The organism is Streptomyces sp. adm13(2018) (assembly GCF_008042145.1).
Classification (GTDB): Bacteria; Actinomycetota; Actinomycetes; order Streptomycetales; family Streptomycetaceae; genus Streptomyces.
This window is the reverse complement of the sequence record NZ_RDBH01000114.1, coordinates 557,236-577,271: the sequence shown is the minus strand read 5'-3', so window position 1 is coordinate 577,271 and position 20,036 is coordinate 557,236. Positions and strand designations below refer to the sequence as shown.

Here is a 20,036-nt window from a genome sequence, read left to right as displayed (position 1 = left end):
GGCGAGGCCTCCCCGACAGGGTGGGGGGAGGGGCTGCCCTCCCGGATCACCCGGGCGGGCACCGAGTTCGCCGACACGGTCGCCGCCCGGCCCGCGCGGCGGGCGGACGAGGACGAGGTCGTCCCGTTCGCACGGCAATTGGCCGATCTGCGGCTGGATTGAGCACTTTGTTACGTTGGAGGCGCAGGATTCAGATGTGCCGTACAACGAACGGAGTTCCGTGATGGCCGGCAGGATCGTGGTGGGCGTGGACGGTTCGGAGCCCTCCCTGAAGGCGCTGACGTGGGCGGCCGGACAGGCCGCCCTCACGGGGGACGCCCTGCAGACGGTGATCGGCTGGGAGTACCCGGCCTCCTGGGCCGGGCTCATGCCGGGCGTGCCGCCGGAGTTCGACCCCGAGCGGCTCGCGAAGCAGGTCCTCGACGAGGCGATCGACCAGACCCTCACCCCGTCCCAGGCCGCCGCCGTCACCCGTACGGTCGTCGGCGGCAACGCGCCCCAGGCCCTGCTCAACGCCGCCGAGGGCGCCACCCTGCTGGTCGTGGGGGACCGCGGCCGCAGCGGCTTCACGGCGGCCGTGCTCGGCTCGGTCTCCCTGCACGTCACCCAGCACGCGCCCTGCCCGGTGGTCGTGGTCCGGGGCCGTACCGCGGCGTAGGGGGCGGGCGCCCGCCGCGCGCCGGACGGTGGCCGGACGCATGATGCCCCCATGGACATCAAGCTGGAACTGGTCGCCGTCCCCGTCACCGACGTCGACCGCGCCAAGGCCTTCTACGAGCAGGTCGGCTTCCGCGCCGACCACGACGTGCCCGTCAGCGAGGACATCCGGTTCGTGCAGCTGACCCCGCCGGGCTCCGCCTGCTCGATCGCCCTCGGCAAGGGTCTCACCGAGATGGCCCCGGGCTCCCTCGACAACCTGCAGGTCGTCGTCACCGACATCGAGGAGGCCCACCGCGACCTCAGCGCGCGCGGGATCGAGGTCAGCGGCATCACCGACATGCCGTGGGGCTCGTTCGTCTTCTTCGCCGACCCGGACGGCAACCGCTGGTCCGTCCAGCAGACCAAGCCGCGCGGCGCGTAGCACGCACCCGCGTACGGCCCCCGTGCCGCGCCGTCACTTGCGGTTGTAGAGCCGCATCGTGACCGCCCCGAAGACCAGCACGAGCAGCGCCGACCAGCCGAGCGACCAGGCGATGTCCGCGGCCGGCCAGTTGCCCGCCATCAGCTCCCGGACCGCCGTCGCCAGATGGGTGACCGGGCTGTTGTTGACGAAGGCCTGCAGCCAGCCCGGCATCGTCTTCGGGTCGACGAAGACGTTCGACAGGAACGTCAGCGGGAAGATCACCATCATCGAGACGCCCATGACGGACTTCTCGCTGCGCAGCAGCAGACCGAACATGGTCCAGATCCACGAGAACGAGAACGAGAAGACCACGAGCAGCGCCACCCCGAGCAGCACGCCCACGACCCCGCCGTCCGGCCGGTACCCGATGATCATGCCGACGGTCAGCATCACCACGGAGGCGATCAGATAGCGGACGACGTCGCCGAGGAGATAGCCGACCATCGGCGCCGGACGCCAGATCGGCAGCGTGCGGAAGCGGTCGAAGACGCCCTTCTCGATGTCGGTGTTGACCGAGATCCCGGTGTACATCGTGATCATCACGACGCTCATCACCAGGATGCCGGGCAGCAGGAACTGGATGTACGACGACACCGAGCCGGCCAGCGCACCGCCGAAGAGGTACGTGTACATCAGCACCATCATGATCGGGAACGCCGTCACGTCGAACAGCTGCTCCGGCACGTGCTTGATCTTCAGCATGGCCCGCCAGCCGAAGGTCATCGAGGCGGAGAGCGCGCTGGGGCGCGGCGGGCGGCTGTGGCCGACGAGCAGCGCGGCGAGTTCGTCGGCCTTCGGGGCGACGAAGTCGAGGGTGTCGGCCGTCCGGCCGTCCTTGGTGGTGACGGTGGTCATGCGGCCGGTCCCTTCCGGTCGGTGTCGGTGTCGGGCACGGGTCCGGCTCCGGGTCCGCCGGTCGCGGACCGGTCCGTCAGCGCCAGGAAGACCTCGTCGAGGCTGGGCTGTCCCAGCGCGAAGTTGTCGACGGTGATCCCGGCCCGCGCCAGCTCGGCGAGCGCCCGCGCGGCCTGTTCGGCGGCGCCCAGGTCCGTCCCGTGGCCGTCGACGGTCGCGGTGAGCGCGACCGGGTCGGCGTCGAGTTTCACGGTCGCGTTCAGGGCGCCCACGATGACCCGCCGGGCCTCGGGCCGCTGCTCGGGGTCCCGGAGGCGTACGTGCACCGATCCGGAGCCGACGGAGGCCTTCAGTTCGCCCTTCGTGCCCTCCGCGATCACCTTGCCGTGGTCGATGACGGCGATCCGGGAGGCCAGCTGGTCGGCCTCGTCCAGGTACTGGGTGGTCAGCAGGACGGTGGTGCCCTGGGCGACCACCGCGCGGACGATGTCCCAGACCTGGTTGCGGCTGCGCGGGTCGAGGCCGGTGGTCGGTTCGTCGAGGAACAGCAGGTCGGGGGTGTTGAGGATGGACGCGGCGATGTCGATGCGGCGCCGCATGCCGCCCGAGTAGTTCTTGACCTGCTTGTCGGCGGCCTCCGCGAGCCCGAACGCGGCGAGCAGCTGTGCGGAGCGTTCGCGGGCGGCCGGCCGGGTGTGGCCGAGGAGCCGGCCGAGCAGGACGAGGTTCTCGGTGCCGGTGAGGTCCTCGTCGACGGAGGCGTACTGGCCGGTGAGGCTCACCCGGCCGCGCACGGTGTCGGCGTCCTTGACGACGTCGTTGCCGAAGACGGTGGCCCGGCCGGCGTCGGGGCGGAGCAGGGTGGCGAGCATCTTGACGGCGGTGGTCTTGCCGGCGCCGTTGGGTCCGAGGACGCCGTAGACGGTTCCGGCGGGCACCCGGAGGTCGATGCCGTCGACGGCCCGGTTGCTGCCGAAGACCTTGACCAGGCCCTCGGTCTCGATGGCGAGGTCGGTCATGCCGTGGATCCTCCAGGACGAGGGCGCGGAACGGGCGCGCGCCGGAGGCGGGCGCACCTCCCAGTCTCCGCCGCCCGCCGCCGGACCGCCAGAGCGACGCGCGCTCCGGCGCCGGGGCGGTTCCCGCCTCCCCCGTTCTCCCACGGTCTCCCCCGGTCTCCCCCGTCAGTACGCGGCGGGACGGCCGCGGCCGTCCTCGTGGGTGTAGAAGAGGTAGTAGGCGGCGGCACCGTTGACCGCGCCGAAGATCAGTCCGAGTCCGCTGGACGACAGGACGCTGGCGCCCGACAGGCTGTAGAGGAAGCCCGCCGCGATGCCCGCCAGGGCGGCCCAGCCGGCGGCTCGCAGTTCGCGCGGCAGGACGTGGCCGTAGCGCCGGAGCGCGTAGATCCCCGCGCCGAGGACCACCGCCGAGACCAGACCGAGCCACCAGTCCCCGGCGGTGGTGGAGGAGCTGCCCTGGCGGGCCGTGGTCACCGCGTAGAGGCCGTAGAACACGCCGATGATGATCGGGGTGGCCAGGCCGTGCGGGCCGAACGGCTTACGGACGGGTATCGCTGCGTGTGCGGCCATGGCAGGAGCTCCTTCTCTCTCGCCCCCCTGCTGCTTCCGCACCCTCAAGGGCACACCCCCGTCCGGCGGCCCGCAAGTGGATCAGCCGGCGGGCCGGACGGCGACCGCGTCGATCTCGAAGAGCATCCCCGGCAGGGCGAGTGCCGCGACGCCGCTGAGGGTCTGGGCCGGGAGCCGCTCGCCGAAGTGGGCGTGCAGGCCCTTGCCGAGCGCCTCCAGCTTGGCCATGTCGTGGTCGACGACGTACGAGCCGAGGCGGACGACGTGCTCCGGGCCGAGACCGACGCCTTCGAGGGCGAGCCGCAGGTTGGTCAGGGACAGCTCGACCTGGGCGGCGAAGTCGCCGGGGACGGGCGCACCGGACGCGTCGGAGGCGTACTGGCCGGCGATGAAGACGAGCTCGCCGCGCTGAACGTCATGGCGTCGAGGGCGTTCGCCCGGGGCAGGCGGTCCCCGGCGACGACGGCGGGCAGCTGGGCCGTCCACCCTCCCGAGAGGGCCGGTCCCCACAGGCCCGTCAGCACCGCGATCAGCAGGGTCCAAGTACGTTGGCCCCATGCCCCCCTCCGGCCCCGTCCGTCTTCTTCCTCCCGCATGGCTCACCGCCGGGCTTCGGCCGGCCTCCGCGCCGATTCCCTGGGCCGCCGTCGTCCGGGCCGCCGTCGCGCTGTCCGCCCCGCTCGCCGTCGGGCTCGCCCTCGGCCGGCCCGCCTACGGCGCCCTCGTCTCCATGGGGGCCCTCTCCGGCGTCATCGGCGACACCGCCGACGCCTACCGGATGCGGATCTTCAACATCGCCGTGCCGCAGCTGTTCGGCGCCGTCGGCGTCACCCTCGGCACCCTGGTCTTCGGGCACGGCTGGGTCGCCGTCACCGTCCTCACCCTGGTCGCCCTGGTCTCCGGGATGATCTCCTCGATCGGCGCGGTCGCCTCCGTCTCGGGCCTGCTCCTCCTCCTGAACGCCGTCGTCGGCGCCGGCCTCCCCATGCCCGACCCCTGGTGGCTGGCACCGCTGCTGCTCACCGTCGGCGGCCTGTTCGTCCTGGTCCTCACCCTCCTCGGATGGCCGCTGCGCCGCACCGCGCCCGAGCGGTCCGCCGTCGCCGCGACCTACCGTTCCGTCGCCGAGCTGTACGAGGCCACCGGCACCGCCGCGTACGACGAGAAGCGGCAGGCCGTCACCGCCACCCTCGACCAGTCGTACGACCTCGTCCTGGCCCGCCGCGCCCGCGAGCACGGCCGGTCGCCGGCCCTCGTCCGGCTGCTCGCGCAGCTCAACGTCGCCATCCCGCTCGTCGAGGCCGCCCCCGCCGCCCACCTCCGGGCCCGGCTCTTCGGCCCGCTGGCCGCGACGATCCCGGCGGCCGTGCGCGATCTCGCCGACGCCGTCGAGGAGGGCCGCACGGGGGCACCCGTACTGGATCTGCCGACTCCGGAGCGCCCCGCCGAGAAGGCCGTGGACCACGCCCTGCGGTACGCCGCCGCCGTCGTCCACGAGGCGGATCCGGACCCGCACAACGTCGACGACCGGCTCGGTCGGCCCGCCGCCCTGCGGATCCGCGTCCGCCGGACGACCCGCGCCGTCCTGTTCTCGGAGGCGTCCTGGCGGTACGGCCTCCGGCTCGCCCTGTGCATCGGCCTGGCGCAGGCGCTCGTCTCGCTGATCGCCGTACCCCGCTCGTACTGGGTCGCGCTGACCGTCACCTTCGTGATGAAGCCCGACTTCGGTTCGGTCTTCTCCCGCGCGGTCCTCCGCGCGTTCGGCACCGCCGCCGGGCTCCTCCTCGCCGCCCTGGTCCTCGCCGAGGTGCCCCGCGGCTGGTGGGACGTCCCGGTGATGTGCGTCCTCGCCGCCCTCATCCCGGCCTTCTCCGCGAAGGGGTACGCCTTCCAGACCGCGGCGATCACCCCGGTGATCCTGCTGCTCTCGGACACCCTCAACCAGCAGGGCTTCGACCTCGTCATGCCCCGCCTGTACGACTCGCTCATCGGCTGCGGGATCGCGCTGGTCGCCGGCTATCTGCTCTGGCCCGAGTCCTGGCACTCCCGGATCGGCGACCGGCTCGCGGACGCCGTCGCCGACACCGCCGCCTACGTGGGTTGCGCGTTCGGCGCCCCGGAGGACCAGGGTGCCCGGCTGCGGGCCCGGCGGAAGCTGTACCGCGACCTGTCCACGGTCCGCTCCGAGTTCCAGCGCGCGCTGACCGAGCCGCCGCCGACCGGGACGCGCGCCGCCGCCTGGTGGCCGCTGGTCGTCGCCGTCGAGCGGATCGTGGACGCCACGACCGCGGCCCGGATCAGGGTGAACCACGGCGCCCCCGGACCGGACCCCGCCGAGGTCGCCGCCGTCGAGCGCGAGCTGCGCGAACTCGCCGAGGGGATCCGCGCGTCGGACACCCTCGTCGAGGTCCGCAGCGAACTCCCCGGGGACGAGAACGGAGTCCTCGCGCCGCTCCGCCAGGAGGTCGGCGCGGCCCGCGCGATCGCCGGTCCCGACCTGCGGTAAACCCGCCTCCGGGGGCGTACGGGAGGACTTACCGGCGGTCACGGAACGGAACCCTCCCCACCGCCGTTACCCGGAGCCATCCGGGCGACTACGATGCGCTCGATCTCACCGTGATCCGCGCCCGCCGCGTCGGCAACCGGCCCGGCGGACGGGACACTTCGTCCTGCCTCACCCCCCGCGCCCCGAGGACACCGCCATGCGCACCACGAACAGAGGGCTCCAGCCCAATGTCCTCGGCACCTTCGACACGATCGTGATGGCCGTCGCCGGCAGCGCCCCCGCCTACTCGATGGCCGCGACCACCGCCGTCCTCTTCGGGGCCGTCGGCTACGCGGGGCCCGCCGCCCTGCTCTACTGCGCGATACCGATGTTCGGCATCGTCCTCGCGTACGCCCGCCTGGGGCGGATCGACGTCAACGCCGGTGCCGGGTACTCCTGGGTGGGCCGCACCCTCCACCCCTTCCTCGGCTTCCTCTCCGGCTGGGCCCTGGTCTTCGCCGCCACCGTCTTCATGGTGGCCGGGTCGCTGCCCGCCGGCTTCCTCACCCTGGCCCTGATCGACCAGGACCTCGCCGACAGCACCCCGCTCGCGGCGGTCGTCGGCGCGGGCTGGTTCCTGATGATGCTGCTGGTGGTCCTGGGCGGCGCGCGGCTGACCGTACGCGCCCAACTGATCATGTCCGGGGTCGAGATGCTGATCCTGGTCGGCTTCATCCTGGCGGCCGTCCTGCACCGCGGGCGGGCCACCGCCTTCGACTGGTCCTGGTTCGGCCTCGGCCACTTCGACGGCACGCAGGGCTTCGCGGCCGGCGCTCTGATCGCCGCGTTCTACTACTGGGGCTGGGACGTCACCAGCAACCTCAGCGAGGAGACCCGGAACAGCCGCCGCACCGCCGGGCTCGCCGCCCTCGTCGGCGTCGGCTTCGTCTTCCTGCTCTTCGTCGCCGTCACCGTCGTCGTCAACGTGCTGCTGACCGCCGAGGAGATCCGCACCGCCGGACCCAACGTCCTCGCCGTCATCGGCCAGGAGGTCTGGCCCGGCGTCGGCGGCAGACTCCTCGTCGTCGCCGTCCTGCTGTCCACCGTCGCAACCCTGGAGACCACCCTGCTCCAGGTCACCCGCTCGCTCTTCGCGATGGGCCGCGACCGGACCCTGCCCTCCGCGCTCGGCACCGTGCACCGGCGGTGGAACACCCCGTGGGTCGCCATCGTCACCGTCGGCGGCGCGGCCCTGCTGCTGTTCGCGGCGGCCGCGGCCGCCGGCTCCGTGCAGCAGATCCTCCGCGACGCCGTCTCCGCGATCGGCCTCCAGATCGCGTTCTACTACGGCCTCGCGGGCATCGCCGCCGCCGTCGCCTACAAGTCGCTGCTGCTGCGCTCCGTACGGAACCTGCTGCTCGGCGGCGTCTGGCCGCTGCTCGGCTCCGCGTTCATGCTCTGGACCTTCGTCGAGTCGATCGGCGAACTCTCCACCACGGCCCTCACGATCGGCCTCGGCGGCCTGCTTCTCGGCCTCGTCCCGCTGCTCGTGTACTGGCGCGGGGGCAGCGACTACTACCGCCCGGCCCGCCTGGACGCGGCCCACGCGCTGGCCGCCGCGGAGGGCGCGGGCCCCGCGACCCGCGCCCGCGGCGGAACCAGGGACAACAGCTACGCAACGGATTTCTGATCCCGGCCGTCACCAAGGGCACAGGGCCACGCGCGCGGAGCCGGGATCGGATCGGCGCGAGGGGGCGCGGCACGACGCACGCAGGACGACGCGACGCGGGACAGGGCGGCGCGGCGCGAGGCAGCAGGACGCGGCGCGACACCGAGTGCGACGCGGCACCACGAGCACGGGAACACCGACGAGTCACCCACTTCTGACGGCAGCCGAACCCGAAGGAGGCCCCCGATGGCCGTACGCCGCCGCTCCGCGCGCCCGGCACGTCCGGAGCGCTTCGTCCCCGACTTCGACCCGGACTTCGGGGACCGCGCACTGACCGAGGCCCGCCACGACATCGTCATCGGCCGCTGGCAGGGCGTGCGGGACCTCCTCGCCGCCACCGGCGACCACTGGGCCCGCCGCACCCACCGGCTGCGGCTCCTCTCGCACGCGGCCGCGGGCAGTTCCACCGTGGAGACCTGGCGGGCCGCCGAACCGGGCAATCCCGACGCCGCCGTCCTGCGGGCCGCGACCGAGGTGGTCCGGGTCTTCGACGCGGCCATCGCGGCCGGCCGGGGCGCGGCCGTCGAGCGGGGCCGGATCGACGCCGCCGTCGACGCCTGCCGCGGCGCGGCCGAGGCGGCCCCCGCCGACCCGATGCCGTGGGTGTCGCTGCTCTCGGTCGCCCGGCTGTACGAGGGCGGGGTGCAGCGCCGCGAACTGCGCCACTGGTTCGACGAGTTGCGCCGCCGCGACCCCTACAACACGGAGGGCCACATCCAGGTGCTGCGCTACTGGTCGGCCCGGTGGCACGGGACGCACGGCAGCATGTACGACTTCGCCCGCGACGCGGCCGGGGTGGCGCCGCCCGGCTCCCCACTGCCCGTGCTCGTGCAGGTGGCCCGGGTGGAGGAGTACCGGTACATCGCGGACGGGGCGCTCGGCCGGGGTCCGGTGCGCGGCTTCGACCAGCACTGGAAGCACGAACTGGCGGTGACGGAGCTGCGCCGCACCCACGCGCGGTGGATCGGCGGCCGGGACCCGGCGGCCCCGGTCGCCCCGGAGGAGGTCGGGGACCTCCACTTCCTGGTGCACGCCGCCTGTTACGCCGGTCAGGTGGAGATCGCCCGCGAGCTGCTCGGGATGCTCGGCGCGCGGGCGGCCTGGGTGCCGTGGGCGTACACCGGGGACCCCGAGGAGCAGTTCGTACGGTTCAGGGAGGGCCTGGGGGTGCACTGAGCGGGCCGCGCCCGGCCGGGCGCGGGCCCTCGGCTCGTACGCCCCGGGCCTTCCCCGGCTCAGACGCCCCCGGTCCCTCCCCCAGGCTCAGACGCCGATGTCGCGGCCGTCCGTGCGCCAGACCGCGACCACCGACGGACGGACGATCTTCCCGGGTCCGTCGGGCCACTCCGACTTCGGGTTCTCCACGGACGCGCCGTCGATCTCGCCCGGGTGCTGCACGGCCACCAGGACGCGGCGGTCCTGGATGATCGGGCCGCAGGTCTCGGCGCCCTTGGGCACGGTCAGGAACTGCTTCAGCTCACCGCGCCGCTCGCCCTGCGTGGCGACGCCGAACAGGCCGTCGTGCGAGCCGAGCTGGGCGCCGTCGGTGGAGATCCACAGGTTGCCGTGCGGGTCGAAGGCCACGTTGTCGGGGCAGGAGATCTGCGAGACCTTCTCCTTGGGGTAGCCCGCGAAGTAGGTGGCCGGGTCGTTCGGGTCGCCTGCGACCAGGAAGAGACGCCAGGCGAAGCCGTCGGAGGACGGGTCGTCCCAGTTCTCGGCGAGTTCGAGGATCTGCCCGTGCTTGTTGAGGTTGCGCGGGTTGGCCTCGTCGGCACCGGCCTTGCCGGGCTTGCCGCGGTCGGTGTTGTTGGTGAGCGCGACGTAGACGCGGCCGGTGCGCGGGGACGGCTCGACGTCCTCGGGGCGGTCCATCTTGGTGGCGCCGACCTTGTCGCCGGCGAGGCGGGTGAAGACGTACACCTCCTCGGCGGTCATGCCGGGGACGTGCGAGACGTTGCCGGTGGCGAGCGGGATCCACACGCCGGAGCCGTCGAACTCACCGTCGGCGGGGTGCTTTCCGGTGCCGTCGATCTCGGCGGCCGGGGAGTCGCCGGTCAGCTTGGCGACGTACAGCGTGCCCTCGTCGAGCAGGGTGAGGTTGTGCGCGCGGGCGGCCCGCGAGTTCCCCTTCTTCATCCGCCTGCTGGAGACGAACTTGTAGAAGTAGTCGAACCGCTCGTCGTCGCCCATGTAGACGACGGGACGGCCGTCGGCGGTGAGGCGGGGCTGCGCGGCCTCGTGCTTGAAACGGCCGAGCGCGGTGCGCTTCTTGGGGGTGGATTCGGGGTCGTAGGGGTCGAGTTCGACGACCCAGCCCTGGCGGTGGACCTCGTTCGGCTCCTGCTTGAGGTCGAAGCGCTTGTCGAACCGCTCCCACTTGCGCTCGGTGGCGCCGGTGCCGACGCCGTAGCGCTTGTCGGTGACGCTGGAGCCGTTGGCGAAGTACTGGTTGAAGTTCTCCTCGCCGTGGAGGGTGGTGCCCCACGGGGTGGTGCCGCCGGCGCAGTTGTTGAGCGTGCCGAGGACGATGCGGCCCCGGGGGTCGGCGGACGTCTTCAGCAGGTCGCTGCCGGCGGCCGGGCCGGTCAGCTCGAACCGGCTCGTCGTGTGCAGGCGGCGGTTGAGGTGGTGGCGGGAGACCGGGGTGAGCCTGCCGGTACGGCGCTCCTCCTGGACGACGACGACCGACAGGCCGTGCGCGGCCCAGGCGATCTCGACCTGCTCGCGGGTCGGGTTGGCGGCGTCGTAGTCGCGGAACATCAGGACTTCGTCGGTGTACTCGTGGTTCGCGACGAGGACCTGGCGGTCGTGCTCCCCGCGCAGCGGCAGCAGGGAGAGGAAGTCGTTGTTGTAGCCGAACTGCCCGGCCTGGGCCCTGGCCGACTGCTTGTCGGAGTCGAAGGCGGGGGCGCCGCGGAGGATGGGCTCGCCCCAGCGGATGACGACGTTCTGTGCGTAGCCGGAGGGGACGGTCACCTTGTCGGCGGTGTTGGGGGCGACGGGGGTGAAGCGGAGACCGCGGGCGCCGTCGGCCTTGCCGTGGCCGTGCCCGTGCCCGTGGCCGTACGCCTCCGGTCCGGCGACGGCCTCGGGCGCGGCGCCGAGGGTGACGGCGCTTCCGGCGGCGGAGGCGACGGTCACGACGGCGGCGGCGCGGAGCGCCGAACGGCGGGAGAGGACACCGGCTATGACGTCGCCGGCGTACTCGTTGTCGCTGGTGTTCGGGACCTCCTGGAAGCAGGCGTCACCGCAGCGGTAACGGCAGGTGAGAGCGGAACGACCGCTTCCGTGCGGGTTCGTGCTCAGCAGCGGCAGCAGTTTGCGCACTTCGTCCTCCTCCGGCGCACACTGCGCCGACATGGTGTCGGGTAGTCCTTCGGCGGCGACGCTAAGTGCGCACGTCTGCACGGGGACTGCGGTGGAGTGAACGCCGGATGAATGCACGGCAACCGGGGGCGACCGGGTCGCCGAGGAGGGGAGGGGTGGCCGCTAACCTTACGTGTCCGCCCTGGCCAGGGATGAACGTCCCGAAACGCCCAGTACGGACATTCACACGCACCCCACTCATGCGAAAGGGTTCGCCCATGGGTATTCGGAGCATGCTGCGCAAGGTGTTCGGCCGAGACGTCGAGGACTCCCCGGCGACCTCCTCCGTCGTCCCGCCCCAGTCGCGTGAGACCACGTCGACGGGGACGGCGACGGAGCCGACCGCGGAAACGGCGCCGGAGCCGGCCGCGGCGTCGCTGCCGGAACCGGCCAGGTCGACGGAGACGGCCGGGGGCGGGACGGGAACGGTGTCCGGGTCCGGGACGGTTTCCGGGTCCGGGAACACGTCGGAGGCGGTGGCGCGCAGGGCTGCGGACGACCTGGTGGCGGCGTCGTTCGACAACCCGCAGATCCCCCGGGCCCGGGCGAAGACGCCGTCGCCTACGACGGAGCCGACGGTTGCGGTGACGGAGCCGGCGGTGGCCTCAGCGGAACCGACGGTGGCCGGGGCGGGTGCGGTGGAGACACCGGTCGCGGAGGCGGCCGCGGCGGAGACGCCTGCGGTGGAGACGCCGGCCGCGGAGGCGGAGGTGCCTGCGACGACGGAGGCGGGTACGCCCGAGGCCGCCGGGACGGAGGCTCCCGCCGCCGACGCGGGCGCGGCTGAGGCCGTCGAGGCCGACGCCGATGCGACCGAGGCCGTTGCGCCCGCACAGGCGGAGGCGCCGGTCGACACGGCCGAGGCGAACGCTGGGGGCGAGACCGACGCGGTCGAGGCCGTGGCGACCGCCGAGGACGACACCGAGACCACCGAGACCACCGGGGCCGACACCGCCGCAGCCGACGCACGCGGTGAGGCCGCCGAGGTCGAGACGGCCGCTGACACCACCCCCGTGGTGGAGCCGGTCGAGGAGCCGCAGGCCGAGCAGGCGGCCCCGGTCGAGGCCGTCGCCGACGGCGTCCCCGTCGCGGAGCCGAAGGTCGAGGAACCGAAGGTCGAGGAGCCCGCGCCTGTAGCCGCCGCGCTCGCCGCCGAGCCGGAGCCGGCCGCCGAGGAGCCGAAGGCCGCGACCATCGAGGCCGCCGACACCGCAGCGGTCGCGGAGCCCGTCGAGGAGCCGCAGGCCGAACAGCCCGCGCCCGCCGCCGTCCTCGCCGCCGAGCCGGAGCCGGCCGCCGAGGAGCCGAAGGCCGAGACCGTCGAGGCCGCCGACACCGCAGCGGTCGCGGAGCCCGTCGAGGAGCCGCAGGCCGAACAGCCCGCGCCCGCCGCCGTCCTCGCCGCCGAGCCGGAGCCGGCCGCCGAGGAGCCGAAGGCCGAGACCGTCGAGGCCGCACCGGCCGAGGTCGTCGAGACCGAGCCCGTCGCCGCCGACACCACCCCCGTGGTGGAGCCGGTCGAGGAGCCGCAGGCCGAGCAGGCGGCCCCGGTCGAGGCCGTCGCCCCCGTCGAGGAGCCGAAGACCGAGCAGCCCGAGCCCGTCGCCGCGTTCGCGGCCGCCACCGCGCCGGAGACGGCCGTCGAGGTCGAGGCCGCCGACACCGCCCCGGTCGCGGAGCCCGTCGAGGAGCCCGCGCCCGCCGCCGTACTCGCCGCCGAGCCGGAAGCGGCCGCCGAGGAGCCGCAGCCCGAGCCCGTCGAGCCCGCCCTCGTCGCCGCGCCGCTCGCCGCCGCGCCCGCGCCCGCCGCCGCGCTCGCACAGCCGGCCGCCCTCCCCGCCCACCTCGTGGACGCGCACACCGCCGCCGCCGCGGCGCTCGGGGACCAGGGGCTCGCCGGTGCTCGGGCCGCCGTGTATCTCGTGGTCGACCGGTCCGGGTCGATGCGCGGGTACTTCAAGGACGGGTCCGTGCAGCGGCTCGCCGAGCAGGTGACCGCGCTCGCGGCACACCTCGACGAGGACGCCACCGTCACCACCGTGTTCTTCTCCACGGACATCGACGGCACGGTCGACCTGACCCCCGCCGGCCTCACCCCCACCCGCATCAACGAGGTCAACGCCACCCTCGGCCGCCTGGGCCGGACCAACTACCACCGCGCCGTCGGTCTGGAAGACGACCAGGGCGCCCTCTCCCGCGCCCCGGGCGACCGCCCGCACACCGCCACCGTGGGCCGCCGCGATCGACCGCACGATGGACAGGCCGAGCCCGGCGCCCGGCCCCATCCGGTCCCGCCCCTCGCCGCGCCGGAACGGCTCGAAGAGGCCCGCCACCTCGTCGGGCGGGACGACCGGCCCCGTGTTGGTCACGGTCAGCACCCCGGCCTCGGCCCGTACCTCCACCGTCCCGCCCGGCAGGTTGTGGGCGACGGCGTTCACGACGAGGTTCCGCGCGAGCTGCCCGAGCAGCACCCGGCTGCCCCGAACGAGCCCGCCGTCGCCCACCACGTACGCGTCCGCCCACTCCTCCGCGGCGATCTCCCCGAGCGGCACGTCCTCCCGTTCGGCCAGTCCCCGCTCGCTGCGGGCGAGCAGCAGCAGGCCGTCGATGAGGCGCTCGCTGCGGCGGTTGGCGTCGAGGAGCACCTGCCGGACCTCGCAGTCCTCGTCGAGGCCGACCTGGATCGCGACCCGCTGGGTGGCGAGCGGGGTGCGCAGCTCGTGGGAGGCGTTGGCGATGAACCGGCGCTGGCTGTCGAAGGCGGCCTCCAGGCGCCCGAGGAGCGCGTCGATCGTGTCGCCGAGTTCCTTGAGCTCGTCGTCGGGCCCGCGGACGGCGATCCGGTCGTGCAGATTGCGTTCGGAGAGGCGTCCGGCGCGGGCGGTCATCTCGTGGACGGGCCGCAGCACGCGCCCGGCGGTCCACCAGCCGACGACGACGGCGCAGCAGGCCATGACGAGCAGGGCGAGGCTCGACCACATGAGCATCTGCTCGCCGGCGGCCCGGCTGATGTCGTCTCCCAGCTCGTACGCCTCGACGGCCGCCACCTGGTCGGCGCGGGCGACGATCGCGTTCGTCTCGTCGTGCGTGCCGGCGAGGACGAGCAGGTTCACCACGAGCAGCAGTACGGTCCCGAGGACGAGGAAGGCGCCGCCGTACACGAGCGCGATCCGCGTCCTGATGGTGGACCCGGCCCCCAGGTACCCCGCCGCGCCGCCACCGGGCGCCACGTGCGCCCCCGTCACAGCCGGTACCCCACGCCCTGCACGGTCCTGATCAGCGCCGGCTCGCCGAGCTTCGCCCGCAGCTTGCTCATGCAGACGCGGACGGCGCCGGTGAAGGGGTCGGCGTGGACGTCCCAGGCGCGGTCGAGGAGTTCCTCGGCGGAGACGGCCGCCCCGTCGGCCTCCAGGAGGATCTGGAGCACGGAGAACTCCTTGGGGGAGAGGTCGAGGTCGCGGCCGTCGCGGTGCGCGGTGCGCCGGGCGGTGTCCACGCGGAGCCCGTAGCGCTCCAGAAGCGGGGGCAGCGGCGGCCGGGCGGAGCGGCGCCGCAGCGCGCGGACCCGGGAGACCAGCTCGGGGAACTCGAAGGGCTTGCCGAGGTAGTCGTCGGCGCCGAGGTCGAGCCCTTCCACCCGGTCCTCGACGCCGGCGGCGGCGGTCAGCATGAGGATGCGGGTCGGGGAGCCCCCGGCGACGAGCCGCCGGGCGACGTCGTCGCCGTGGACGCGCGGCAGGTCGCGGTCGAGGACGAGCACGTCGTACGGGTGGAGGCCGAGGTGGTCGAGGGCGGCGTCGCCGCTGTGGACGGTGTCGACGGCGAAGCCCGCGCGCCGCAGGCCGGTGGCGAGGAGCTCGGCGAGGGGGCGTTCGTCCTCGGCTACCAGTACGCGCATGGACTCCATCCTCCTCACCTCGCCCCCGGCCCCGGCGCCGGGGGTTTATCGAGGTGAAGGGAGCTTCGTCGGGCCGTTAGGATTTCGACCATGGCGGCCACTGGATCCGAGAAGCAGGGGGCGAAGGCGTTTTACGTCACGACCCCCATTTACTACGTCAACGACGCTCCTCACCTGGGCCACGCCTACACGACCGTCGCAGGCGACGTGCTCACGCGCTGGCACCGTCAGCGCGGCGAGAAGGTGTGGTACCTCACCGGCACGGACGAGCACGGTCAGAAGATCATGCGCACGGCCGAGGCGAACGACGTCACGCCCCAGGCCTGGTGCGACAAGCTCGTGGAGGAGGCGTGGAAGCCCCTCTGGGAGCACCTGAACATCGCGAACGACGACTTCATCCGCACCACGCAGAAGCGTCACACCGACCGCGTCCAGGAGTTCGTGCAGGACCTGTACGACAAGGACGAGATCTACAAGGGCGGCTACGAGGGCCCGTACTGCGTGGGCTGTGAGGAGTACAAGCTCCCCGGCGATCTCATCGAGGCCGAGGACGGCACGAAGCTGTGCGCCGTCCACAAGAAGCCGGTGGAGATCCTCAAGGAGGAGAACTACTTCTTCAAGCTGAGCGCGTACGGCCCGAAGCTCCTGGAGTTCTACGAGGCGAACCCGGGCTTCATCCAGCCGGAGTCGGCCCGCAACGAGGTCGTGAACTTCGTCAAGCAGGGCCTGGAGGACCTCTCCATCTCGCGCTCCACGTTCGACTGGGGCGTCCCGGTGCCGTGGGACGAGAAGCACGTGATCTACGTGTGGATCGACGCGCTGCTGAACTACGCGACGGCCGTCGGATACAACGAGAACCCGGAGAAGTTCGACGAGACGTTCCCGGCGAACGTCCACCTCATCGGCAAGGACATCCTGCGCTTCCACGCGGTGATCTGGCCGGCGATGCTGATGGCGCAGGGCCTGCCGGTCCCGGGCCGGGTCGCGGCCAACGGCTGGCTGATGGTCGGCGGCGAGAAGATGTCGAAGTCGAACCTGACCGGCATCAAGCCGCAGGACCTGACCTCGCACTTCGGCGTGGACGCGTACCGCTGGTACTTCCTGCGGGCGATCGCGTTCGGCCAGGACGGCTCGTTCTCGTGGGAGGACTTCTCCGCCCGCTACACGTCCGAGCTGGCGAACGACTACGGCAACCTCGCCTCGCGCGTGGCGGCCATGGTCGGCAAGTACTTCGGCGGCGCGCTGCCGGCCTCGACGGCGGACGGCGACGCGGAGAAGGCGGTCCAGGACGGCCTGGCGAAGGCGGTCGCGATCGCCGACGCGAAGATCGGCGAGGAGCTGGACTTCCAGGGCGGCATCCTGGCGATCTTCGACTTCGTGAAGCAGGTCAACGGCTACATCACGGAGCAGGAGCCGTGGAAGGTCGCGAAGGACGAGTCGGAGGAGGGCAAGGCCCGCCTCGCGACGATCCTCTACACGGCGGCGGAGTCGCTCCGCGCGGTCGCGGTCCTGCTGAACGCGATCATGCCGGAGACCTCGCAGGCGCTGTGGGACTCGCTGGGCGCGGAGGCGTCCCTGGGCGCCCTGGCGGCGCAGCCGGTGCAGTCCGCCGGGACGTGGGGCCAGCTGCCCGCGGGCGCGACGGTGACGAAGGGCGCGGTGCTGTTCCCGCGCCTGGAGGAGAAGAAGGACTGACGTCCGCAGGTCGTACGACGAAGGCCGCCACGCCCCGGGTGCTCCGGGGGTGGCGGCCTCTTTCGTCTGTCAGGCGAGGACGAGGGCGGCGACGGCGGGGGCCATGTAGACGAGCGGGAAGGCGGCGTGGCCGTAGGCGCGGGCCCGGAGCACGGTGATCACGGCGCCGGTGAAGTAGAGGACGAGACCGATCGCGGCGAGGGTGCCGATGACCGGCACCCAGAACCCGACGACGAGCCCGACGGCCCCGGCGGCCTTGGCGGCACCGAGCAGGTTCCACCAGGACCGGGGCACGCCGTAGGCGGCGAGCGGCTCGACGACGAACGCGGCCCGGAAGAAGATCGCGGCTCCGGAGAACCCGGCCATGAACGCGGCGACGGCGGTGACGACGACGGCGGTGGTGGACATCTCGGTGAACATCACGGGCTCCTTCAGCCTCTCTGCGCCCGCCTCGACCGAGCCGGACACAGCACTGACGGAGCGGGGAGGAGATGTGTGACAGCCCGCGCGAAGAAGTTCGGAGAACCGGGCGCGGGGTCAGCCGGCCATCGCGTACGAGACGAAGCCGGCCCAGGTGCCGGGGAGGAACGCGAGCTGCGGACCGCCTAGGTTCTTGGAGTCGCGGACGTGGACGGTGGCGGGGGTGGTGGCCACCTCGACGCAGGACTCACCGTCGGTTCCGCCGCTGTAGCTGCTCTTGAACCACGCGAGTTCGGAGGCATCCCCGGCGGAGGCCTTGTGGATCATGTTTCTCCCAGCAGTTGCTCAATGAAGGCCAGCGACTCCCTCGGCGAGAAAGCCTGCGCCCGGATGGTGCCATATCGCAGCTCAAGGATGCGGAGCTGCTTGGGATCGGTGATCGGTCGCCCGCTGAACGCGCCGTCTGAGCGCCCCACCGCCGTACCGTCCGGAAACTTCAGCAGCTCGATCCTGCCGTCCAGACCTGGGTGAGCCTCAGTATTCGTCGGCATGACCTGAAGTGTGACGTTGCGCAACCGCCCCACATCCAGCAGATGTTCGAGCTGCCGTCGCCACACCATTGTGCCCCCGACCTGTCGGCGCAACGGTGCCTCTTCCAGCACGAAGTGAATGGACGGAGCCGGGCCTCGCTCGAAGACCGATTGACGAGCCACACGAGCGGCCACCATGCGCTCCACATCGTCCGGCGAGTACGGGGGCTGCGCCGCCTCGATCACGGCCCTGGCATGCTCCGGCGTCTGCAACAGACCGGCGATGATGTTGCACTCGTACACCCCGATCTCCACCGCCTTCGCCTCCATCTGGGCCAGGGCTCGTACCTTCTTCGGGTACCGAACCTTGCCCACGTCCTCCTTCATGGCCGAGAGCAGGCCACCCGCCCCCAACACCTCGTCGGCCTTGTCCAGAAACTCCGGGCGGGGAATCCGGTTGCCACTCTCGATCTTGTAGACGAGGTCCTCGCCGTAGCCCGTGGCCGTACCCAGCTCGGCTGCCCGCATTCCCACCGACTCCCTCCGCAGCCTCAACTGCCTTCCCACGGTGGCGACGACGGCCACACCCCAGTCGTCGTCCGGGTCGACCTCCCACCCCGGTTCGTCCGCCTCGGTCTTGAGCCGCTGTACCGCACCATCCACCGACATACCGCACCCTTCCCTCGCCCCTTCATGGCGCGACGCCCCTACCCGTGAAGGGGGTCCGGACAGCCCGGACAGCAGTGGACCAGCACCGGACAGTCACCGTACGCATCGACGTCGTTACTGTTCAGGCTAGGCGGGGGCGGCCACGCTCGGTGATGTGAATCAGCAGAACATCACCCAAGTACACGGGTCCATCCAGCACTTCAGCGTGCTGCTGTCCCCCACGCCCCGAGGGGCCCGGCTCGCCAGACTGCTGGCCGTTGAGTGGATGCGGGATCAGGAGGTGCCGTACGGCGTGACGGATTCGGCGACACAGGTGGTCGCCGAGCTGGCGGCGAACGCGGCGACGCACGGCCGGGTCGCCGGCCGGAGCTTCCGCCTTGCCGTTGTGACACACCCGGGGGTGCTCCGGGTAGAGGTGACGGACACGCAGGGAGAGCAGCTGCCACGAGCCAAACCGGCAGACTCGGAAGGCGAGTCGGGGCGGGGCCTTCTCTTGGTGGAGGCGCTGGCCGACCGGTGGGGGGTGGACCGGGGTCCGGCACCCCGGAAGACTGTCTGGGCGGAACTCGACCTGCCTCACCGCTGACCTGCGAAGACGTAAGTGGCACCGGCGCCCGGGAACGCGGGCTCCGGTGCGGCGGGCGATCTCCCCAAGGACGACCACGAGGGGAAAGAAACCGGACCGAACCCCACCCCTCCGCCCCTCTGAGGACGCGCTCACCCGCTTGAGTGAATATGCCCAAACGGACTGGCCATGGGGCCGGTTGGTTGATCTACGCTCAGCGCGACACACCACATCACTGCTGACATATGTCGGCCCCCGCCGGGACGGCAATCCCGAAGCGAGGGCCTGACCACCAAGGAAGTCGCCCTTCCCGATGGATACTCAGAACACTAACGCGCGCCCGCCTGCCCAGTCCCGTAGCGACGGGAAGTCGCACGTCTCGTCGTGCGGCGGCGTGACGCACGAGAACGCCCGACACACCACCCGTTTCACGGTGATCGGCAACCACCTCGCGCAGCACGCCTCGCTGTCGCTGGTCGCGATCGGCCTCGCCGCGCACATCCAGTCGCTGCCAACCGGATCAGCGGTCGACATCAAGACCCTCGCCGCCCGGTTCCCGGAGGGAACGACCCGGATCGCCAGGGCGCTGCGGGAGCTGGAGGCCCACGGCTATCTGCGGCGCACGAAGGAACGGACGGAGCGCGGGCGGGTGGTGACGCGCACGGTGTCATGCAACCGACCGGGCCGCACGGGCGACGGGCAACGCCGTACGAGCGCGGCGAGGGGCGAGGCCCCGCCGAAGAGGCCGGAGGCGGAACCTCCACCACGACGACGCGAACCGAGCAGGCGGACGGCCCTGCCGCCGGTCCCGCAACCGGCGTACTCGACGCCCGACCTCCTCCGCACAGCAATCGGTGTCCTGTCCGGCCTCCGCCGCACGGACCCCCGCCTACTGATCTCCGAGAACGACGCGGAGCACCTGGCACACGGCGTGGCGACCTGGCTGGAACGCGAGTACGCGCCCGAATCCGTCCACCGGGCACTGACCGCCGCGCTCCCCCAGGAACCCCTCAGACGCCCCGCAGCGCTCCTGGCCCACCGCCTGACGGCCCAACTGCCACCCCTGCCCCCCTTCCGCACACCCGAGCAGCCGTCCGTCCGCCACC

General features: G+C 72.5%; 17 protein-coding genes and 3 pseudogenes. 10 read left to right on the top strand and 10 right to left on the bottom strand.

Annotation, left to right across the window (positions count from 1 at the left end; all coding sequences use genetic code 11):
• The 3 genes and pseudogenes from EAO70_RS39200 to EAO70_RS15015 form a co-directional block, all read left to right on the top strand.
• A pseudogene (locus EAO70_RS39200) lies at positions 1–162 on the top strand (oxidoreductase); the annotation flags it as partial.
• Between the two features lie 61 nt (positions 163–223).
• Positions 224–658 carry a universal stress protein gene (locus EAO70_RS15020; RefSeq protein ID WP_148003436.1) on the top strand — a complete coding sequence of 145 codons (435 nt, stop codon included), beginning with the start codon at positions 224–226 and terminating at the stop codon, positions 656–658.
• A gap of 51 nt (positions 659–709) precedes the next feature.
• On the top strand, positions 710–1,081 hold the full coding sequence (locus tag EAO70_RS15015) for a VOC family protein (RefSeq protein ID WP_148003435.1): 372 nt from the start codon (positions 710–712) through the stop codon (positions 1,079–1,081).
• 33 nt (positions 1,082–1,114) lie between these two features.
• On the opposite strand, the gene EAO70_RS15010 is transcribed toward EAO70_RS15015, so the two are convergent.
• From EAO70_RS15010 to EAO70_RS14995, 4 genes are all read right to left on the bottom strand, one after another.
• Entirely contained in the window at positions 1,115–1,978 is an 864-nt protein-coding gene (locus EAO70_RS15010; protein ID WP_148003434.1) for an ABC transporter permease, read from the bottom strand.
• Entirely contained in the window at positions 1,975–2,997 is a 1,023-nt protein-coding gene (locus tag EAO70_RS15005; protein WP_148003433.1) for an ATP-binding cassette domain-containing protein, read from the bottom strand. Before EAO70_RS15005 ends, EAO70_RS15010 begins: the two co-directional genes overlap by 4 nt.
• Positions 2,998–3,162: 165 nt before the next feature.
• The gene (locus tag EAO70_RS15000; protein ID WP_148003432.1) at positions 3,163–3,570 is read right to left on the bottom strand and encodes a hypothetical protein; all 408 of its coding nucleotides are present in this window, start codon (positions 3,568–3,570) and stop codon (positions 3,163–3,165) included.
• 81 nt (positions 3,571–3,651) lie between these two features.
• Positions 3,652–4,056 carry a RidA family protein gene (locus tag EAO70_RS14995; RefSeq protein WP_261992861.1) on the bottom strand — a complete coding sequence of 135 codons (405 nt, stop codon included), beginning with the start codon at positions 4,054–4,056 and terminating at the stop codon, positions 3,652–3,654.
• A 70-nt stretch (positions 4,057–4,126) separates the two neighbouring features.
• Here EAO70_RS14995 and EAO70_RS14985 point away from each other — a divergent pair, with 70 nt between their 5' ends.
• The 3 genes from EAO70_RS14985 to EAO70_RS14975 all read left to right on the top strand — a co-directional run bounded on the left by EAO70_RS14985 (position 4,127) and on the right by EAO70_RS14975 (position 8,960).
• Positions 4,127–6,076, top strand: a complete 1,950-nt coding sequence (locus EAO70_RS14985) for an FUSC family protein (protein ID WP_148003431.1) — start codon at positions 4,127–4,129, stop codon at positions 6,074–6,076.
• A gap of 196 nt (positions 6,077–6,272) precedes the next feature.
• Positions 6,273–7,745, top strand: coding sequence for an APC family permease (locus tag EAO70_RS14980; RefSeq protein WP_148003430.1), 1,473 nt, complete (start codon positions 6,273–6,275; stop codon positions 7,743–7,745).
• Positions 7,746–7,970: 225 nt separating this feature from the next.
• Positions 7,971–8,960, top strand: a complete 990-nt coding sequence (locus tag EAO70_RS14975) for a hypothetical protein (protein ID WP_148003429.1) — start codon at positions 7,971–7,973, stop codon at positions 8,958–8,960.
• An 87-nt stretch (positions 8,961–9,047) separates the two neighbouring features.
• On the opposite strand, the gene EAO70_RS14970 is transcribed toward EAO70_RS14975, so the two are convergent.
• A complete protein-coding gene (locus EAO70_RS14970) occupies positions 9,048–11,114 on the bottom strand; it encodes a PhoX family protein (RefSeq protein WP_148003428.1) in 2,067 nt (688 codons plus the stop codon).
• A gap of 107 nt (positions 11,115–11,221) precedes the next feature.
• On the opposite strand from EAO70_RS14970, the pseudogene EAO70_RS40030 reads away from it, so the two are divergent.
• Positions 11,222–13,246 (top strand): annotated as a pseudogene (locus EAO70_RS40030) (VWA domain-containing protein); the annotation flags it as partial.
• Between the two features lie 81 nt (positions 13,247–13,327).
• On the opposite strand, the pseudogene EAO70_RS14960 reads toward EAO70_RS40030, so the two are convergent.
• A pseudogene (locus tag EAO70_RS14960) lies at positions 13,328–14,383 on the bottom strand (sensor histidine kinase); the annotation flags it as partial.
• A gap of 11 nt (positions 14,384–14,394) precedes the next feature.
• A complete protein-coding gene (locus EAO70_RS14955) occupies positions 14,395–15,051 on the bottom strand; it encodes a response regulator transcription factor (RefSeq protein WP_148003427.1) in 657 nt (218 codons plus the stop codon).
• Positions 15,052–15,141: 90 nt separating this feature from the next.
• On the opposite strand from EAO70_RS14955, the gene metG reads away from it, so the two are divergent.
• A complete protein-coding gene (gene metG, locus EAO70_RS14950) occupies positions 15,142–16,746 on the top strand; it encodes a methionine--tRNA ligase (RefSeq protein WP_148003426.1) in 1,605 nt (534 codons plus the stop codon).
• A gap of 69 nt (positions 16,747–16,815) precedes the next feature.
• Here metG and EAO70_RS14945 read toward each other — a convergent pair whose 3' ends face one another.
• The 3 genes from EAO70_RS14945 to EAO70_RS14935 all read right to left on the bottom strand — a co-directional run bounded on the left by EAO70_RS14945 (position 16,816) and on the right by EAO70_RS14935 (position 18,365).
• Positions 16,816–17,166, bottom strand: a complete 351-nt coding sequence (locus EAO70_RS14945) for a DoxX family protein (RefSeq protein WP_261992860.1) — start codon at positions 17,164–17,166, stop codon at positions 16,816–16,818.
• A 117-nt stretch (positions 17,167–17,283) separates the two neighbouring features.
• Positions 17,284–17,493: a DUF397 domain-containing protein gene (locus tag EAO70_RS14940; RefSeq protein ID WP_148003425.1), complete on the bottom strand. Its 210-nt coding sequence runs from the start codon at positions 17,491–17,493 to the stop codon at positions 17,284–17,286.
• Entirely contained in the window at positions 17,490–18,365 is an 876-nt protein-coding gene (locus EAO70_RS14935; RefSeq protein WP_148003424.1) for a helix-turn-helix domain-containing protein, read from the bottom strand. Before EAO70_RS14935 ends, EAO70_RS14940 begins: the two co-directional genes overlap by 4 nt.
• A 154-nt stretch (positions 18,366–18,519) precedes the next feature.
• Here EAO70_RS14935 and EAO70_RS14930 point away from each other — a divergent pair, with 154 nt between their 5' ends.
• Both EAO70_RS14930 and EAO70_RS14925 read left to right on the top strand, forming a co-directional pair.
• On the top strand, positions 18,520–18,951 hold the full coding sequence (locus EAO70_RS14930; RefSeq protein ID WP_148003423.1) for an ATP-binding protein: 432 nt from the start codon (positions 18,520–18,522) through the stop codon (positions 18,949–18,951).
• 292 nt (positions 18,952–19,243) lie between these two features.
• Positions 19,244–20,036 (top strand): helix-turn-helix domain-containing protein (locus tag EAO70_RS14925; RefSeq protein ID WP_148003493.1); only part of this gene is annotated, 793 nt, incomplete at its 3' end.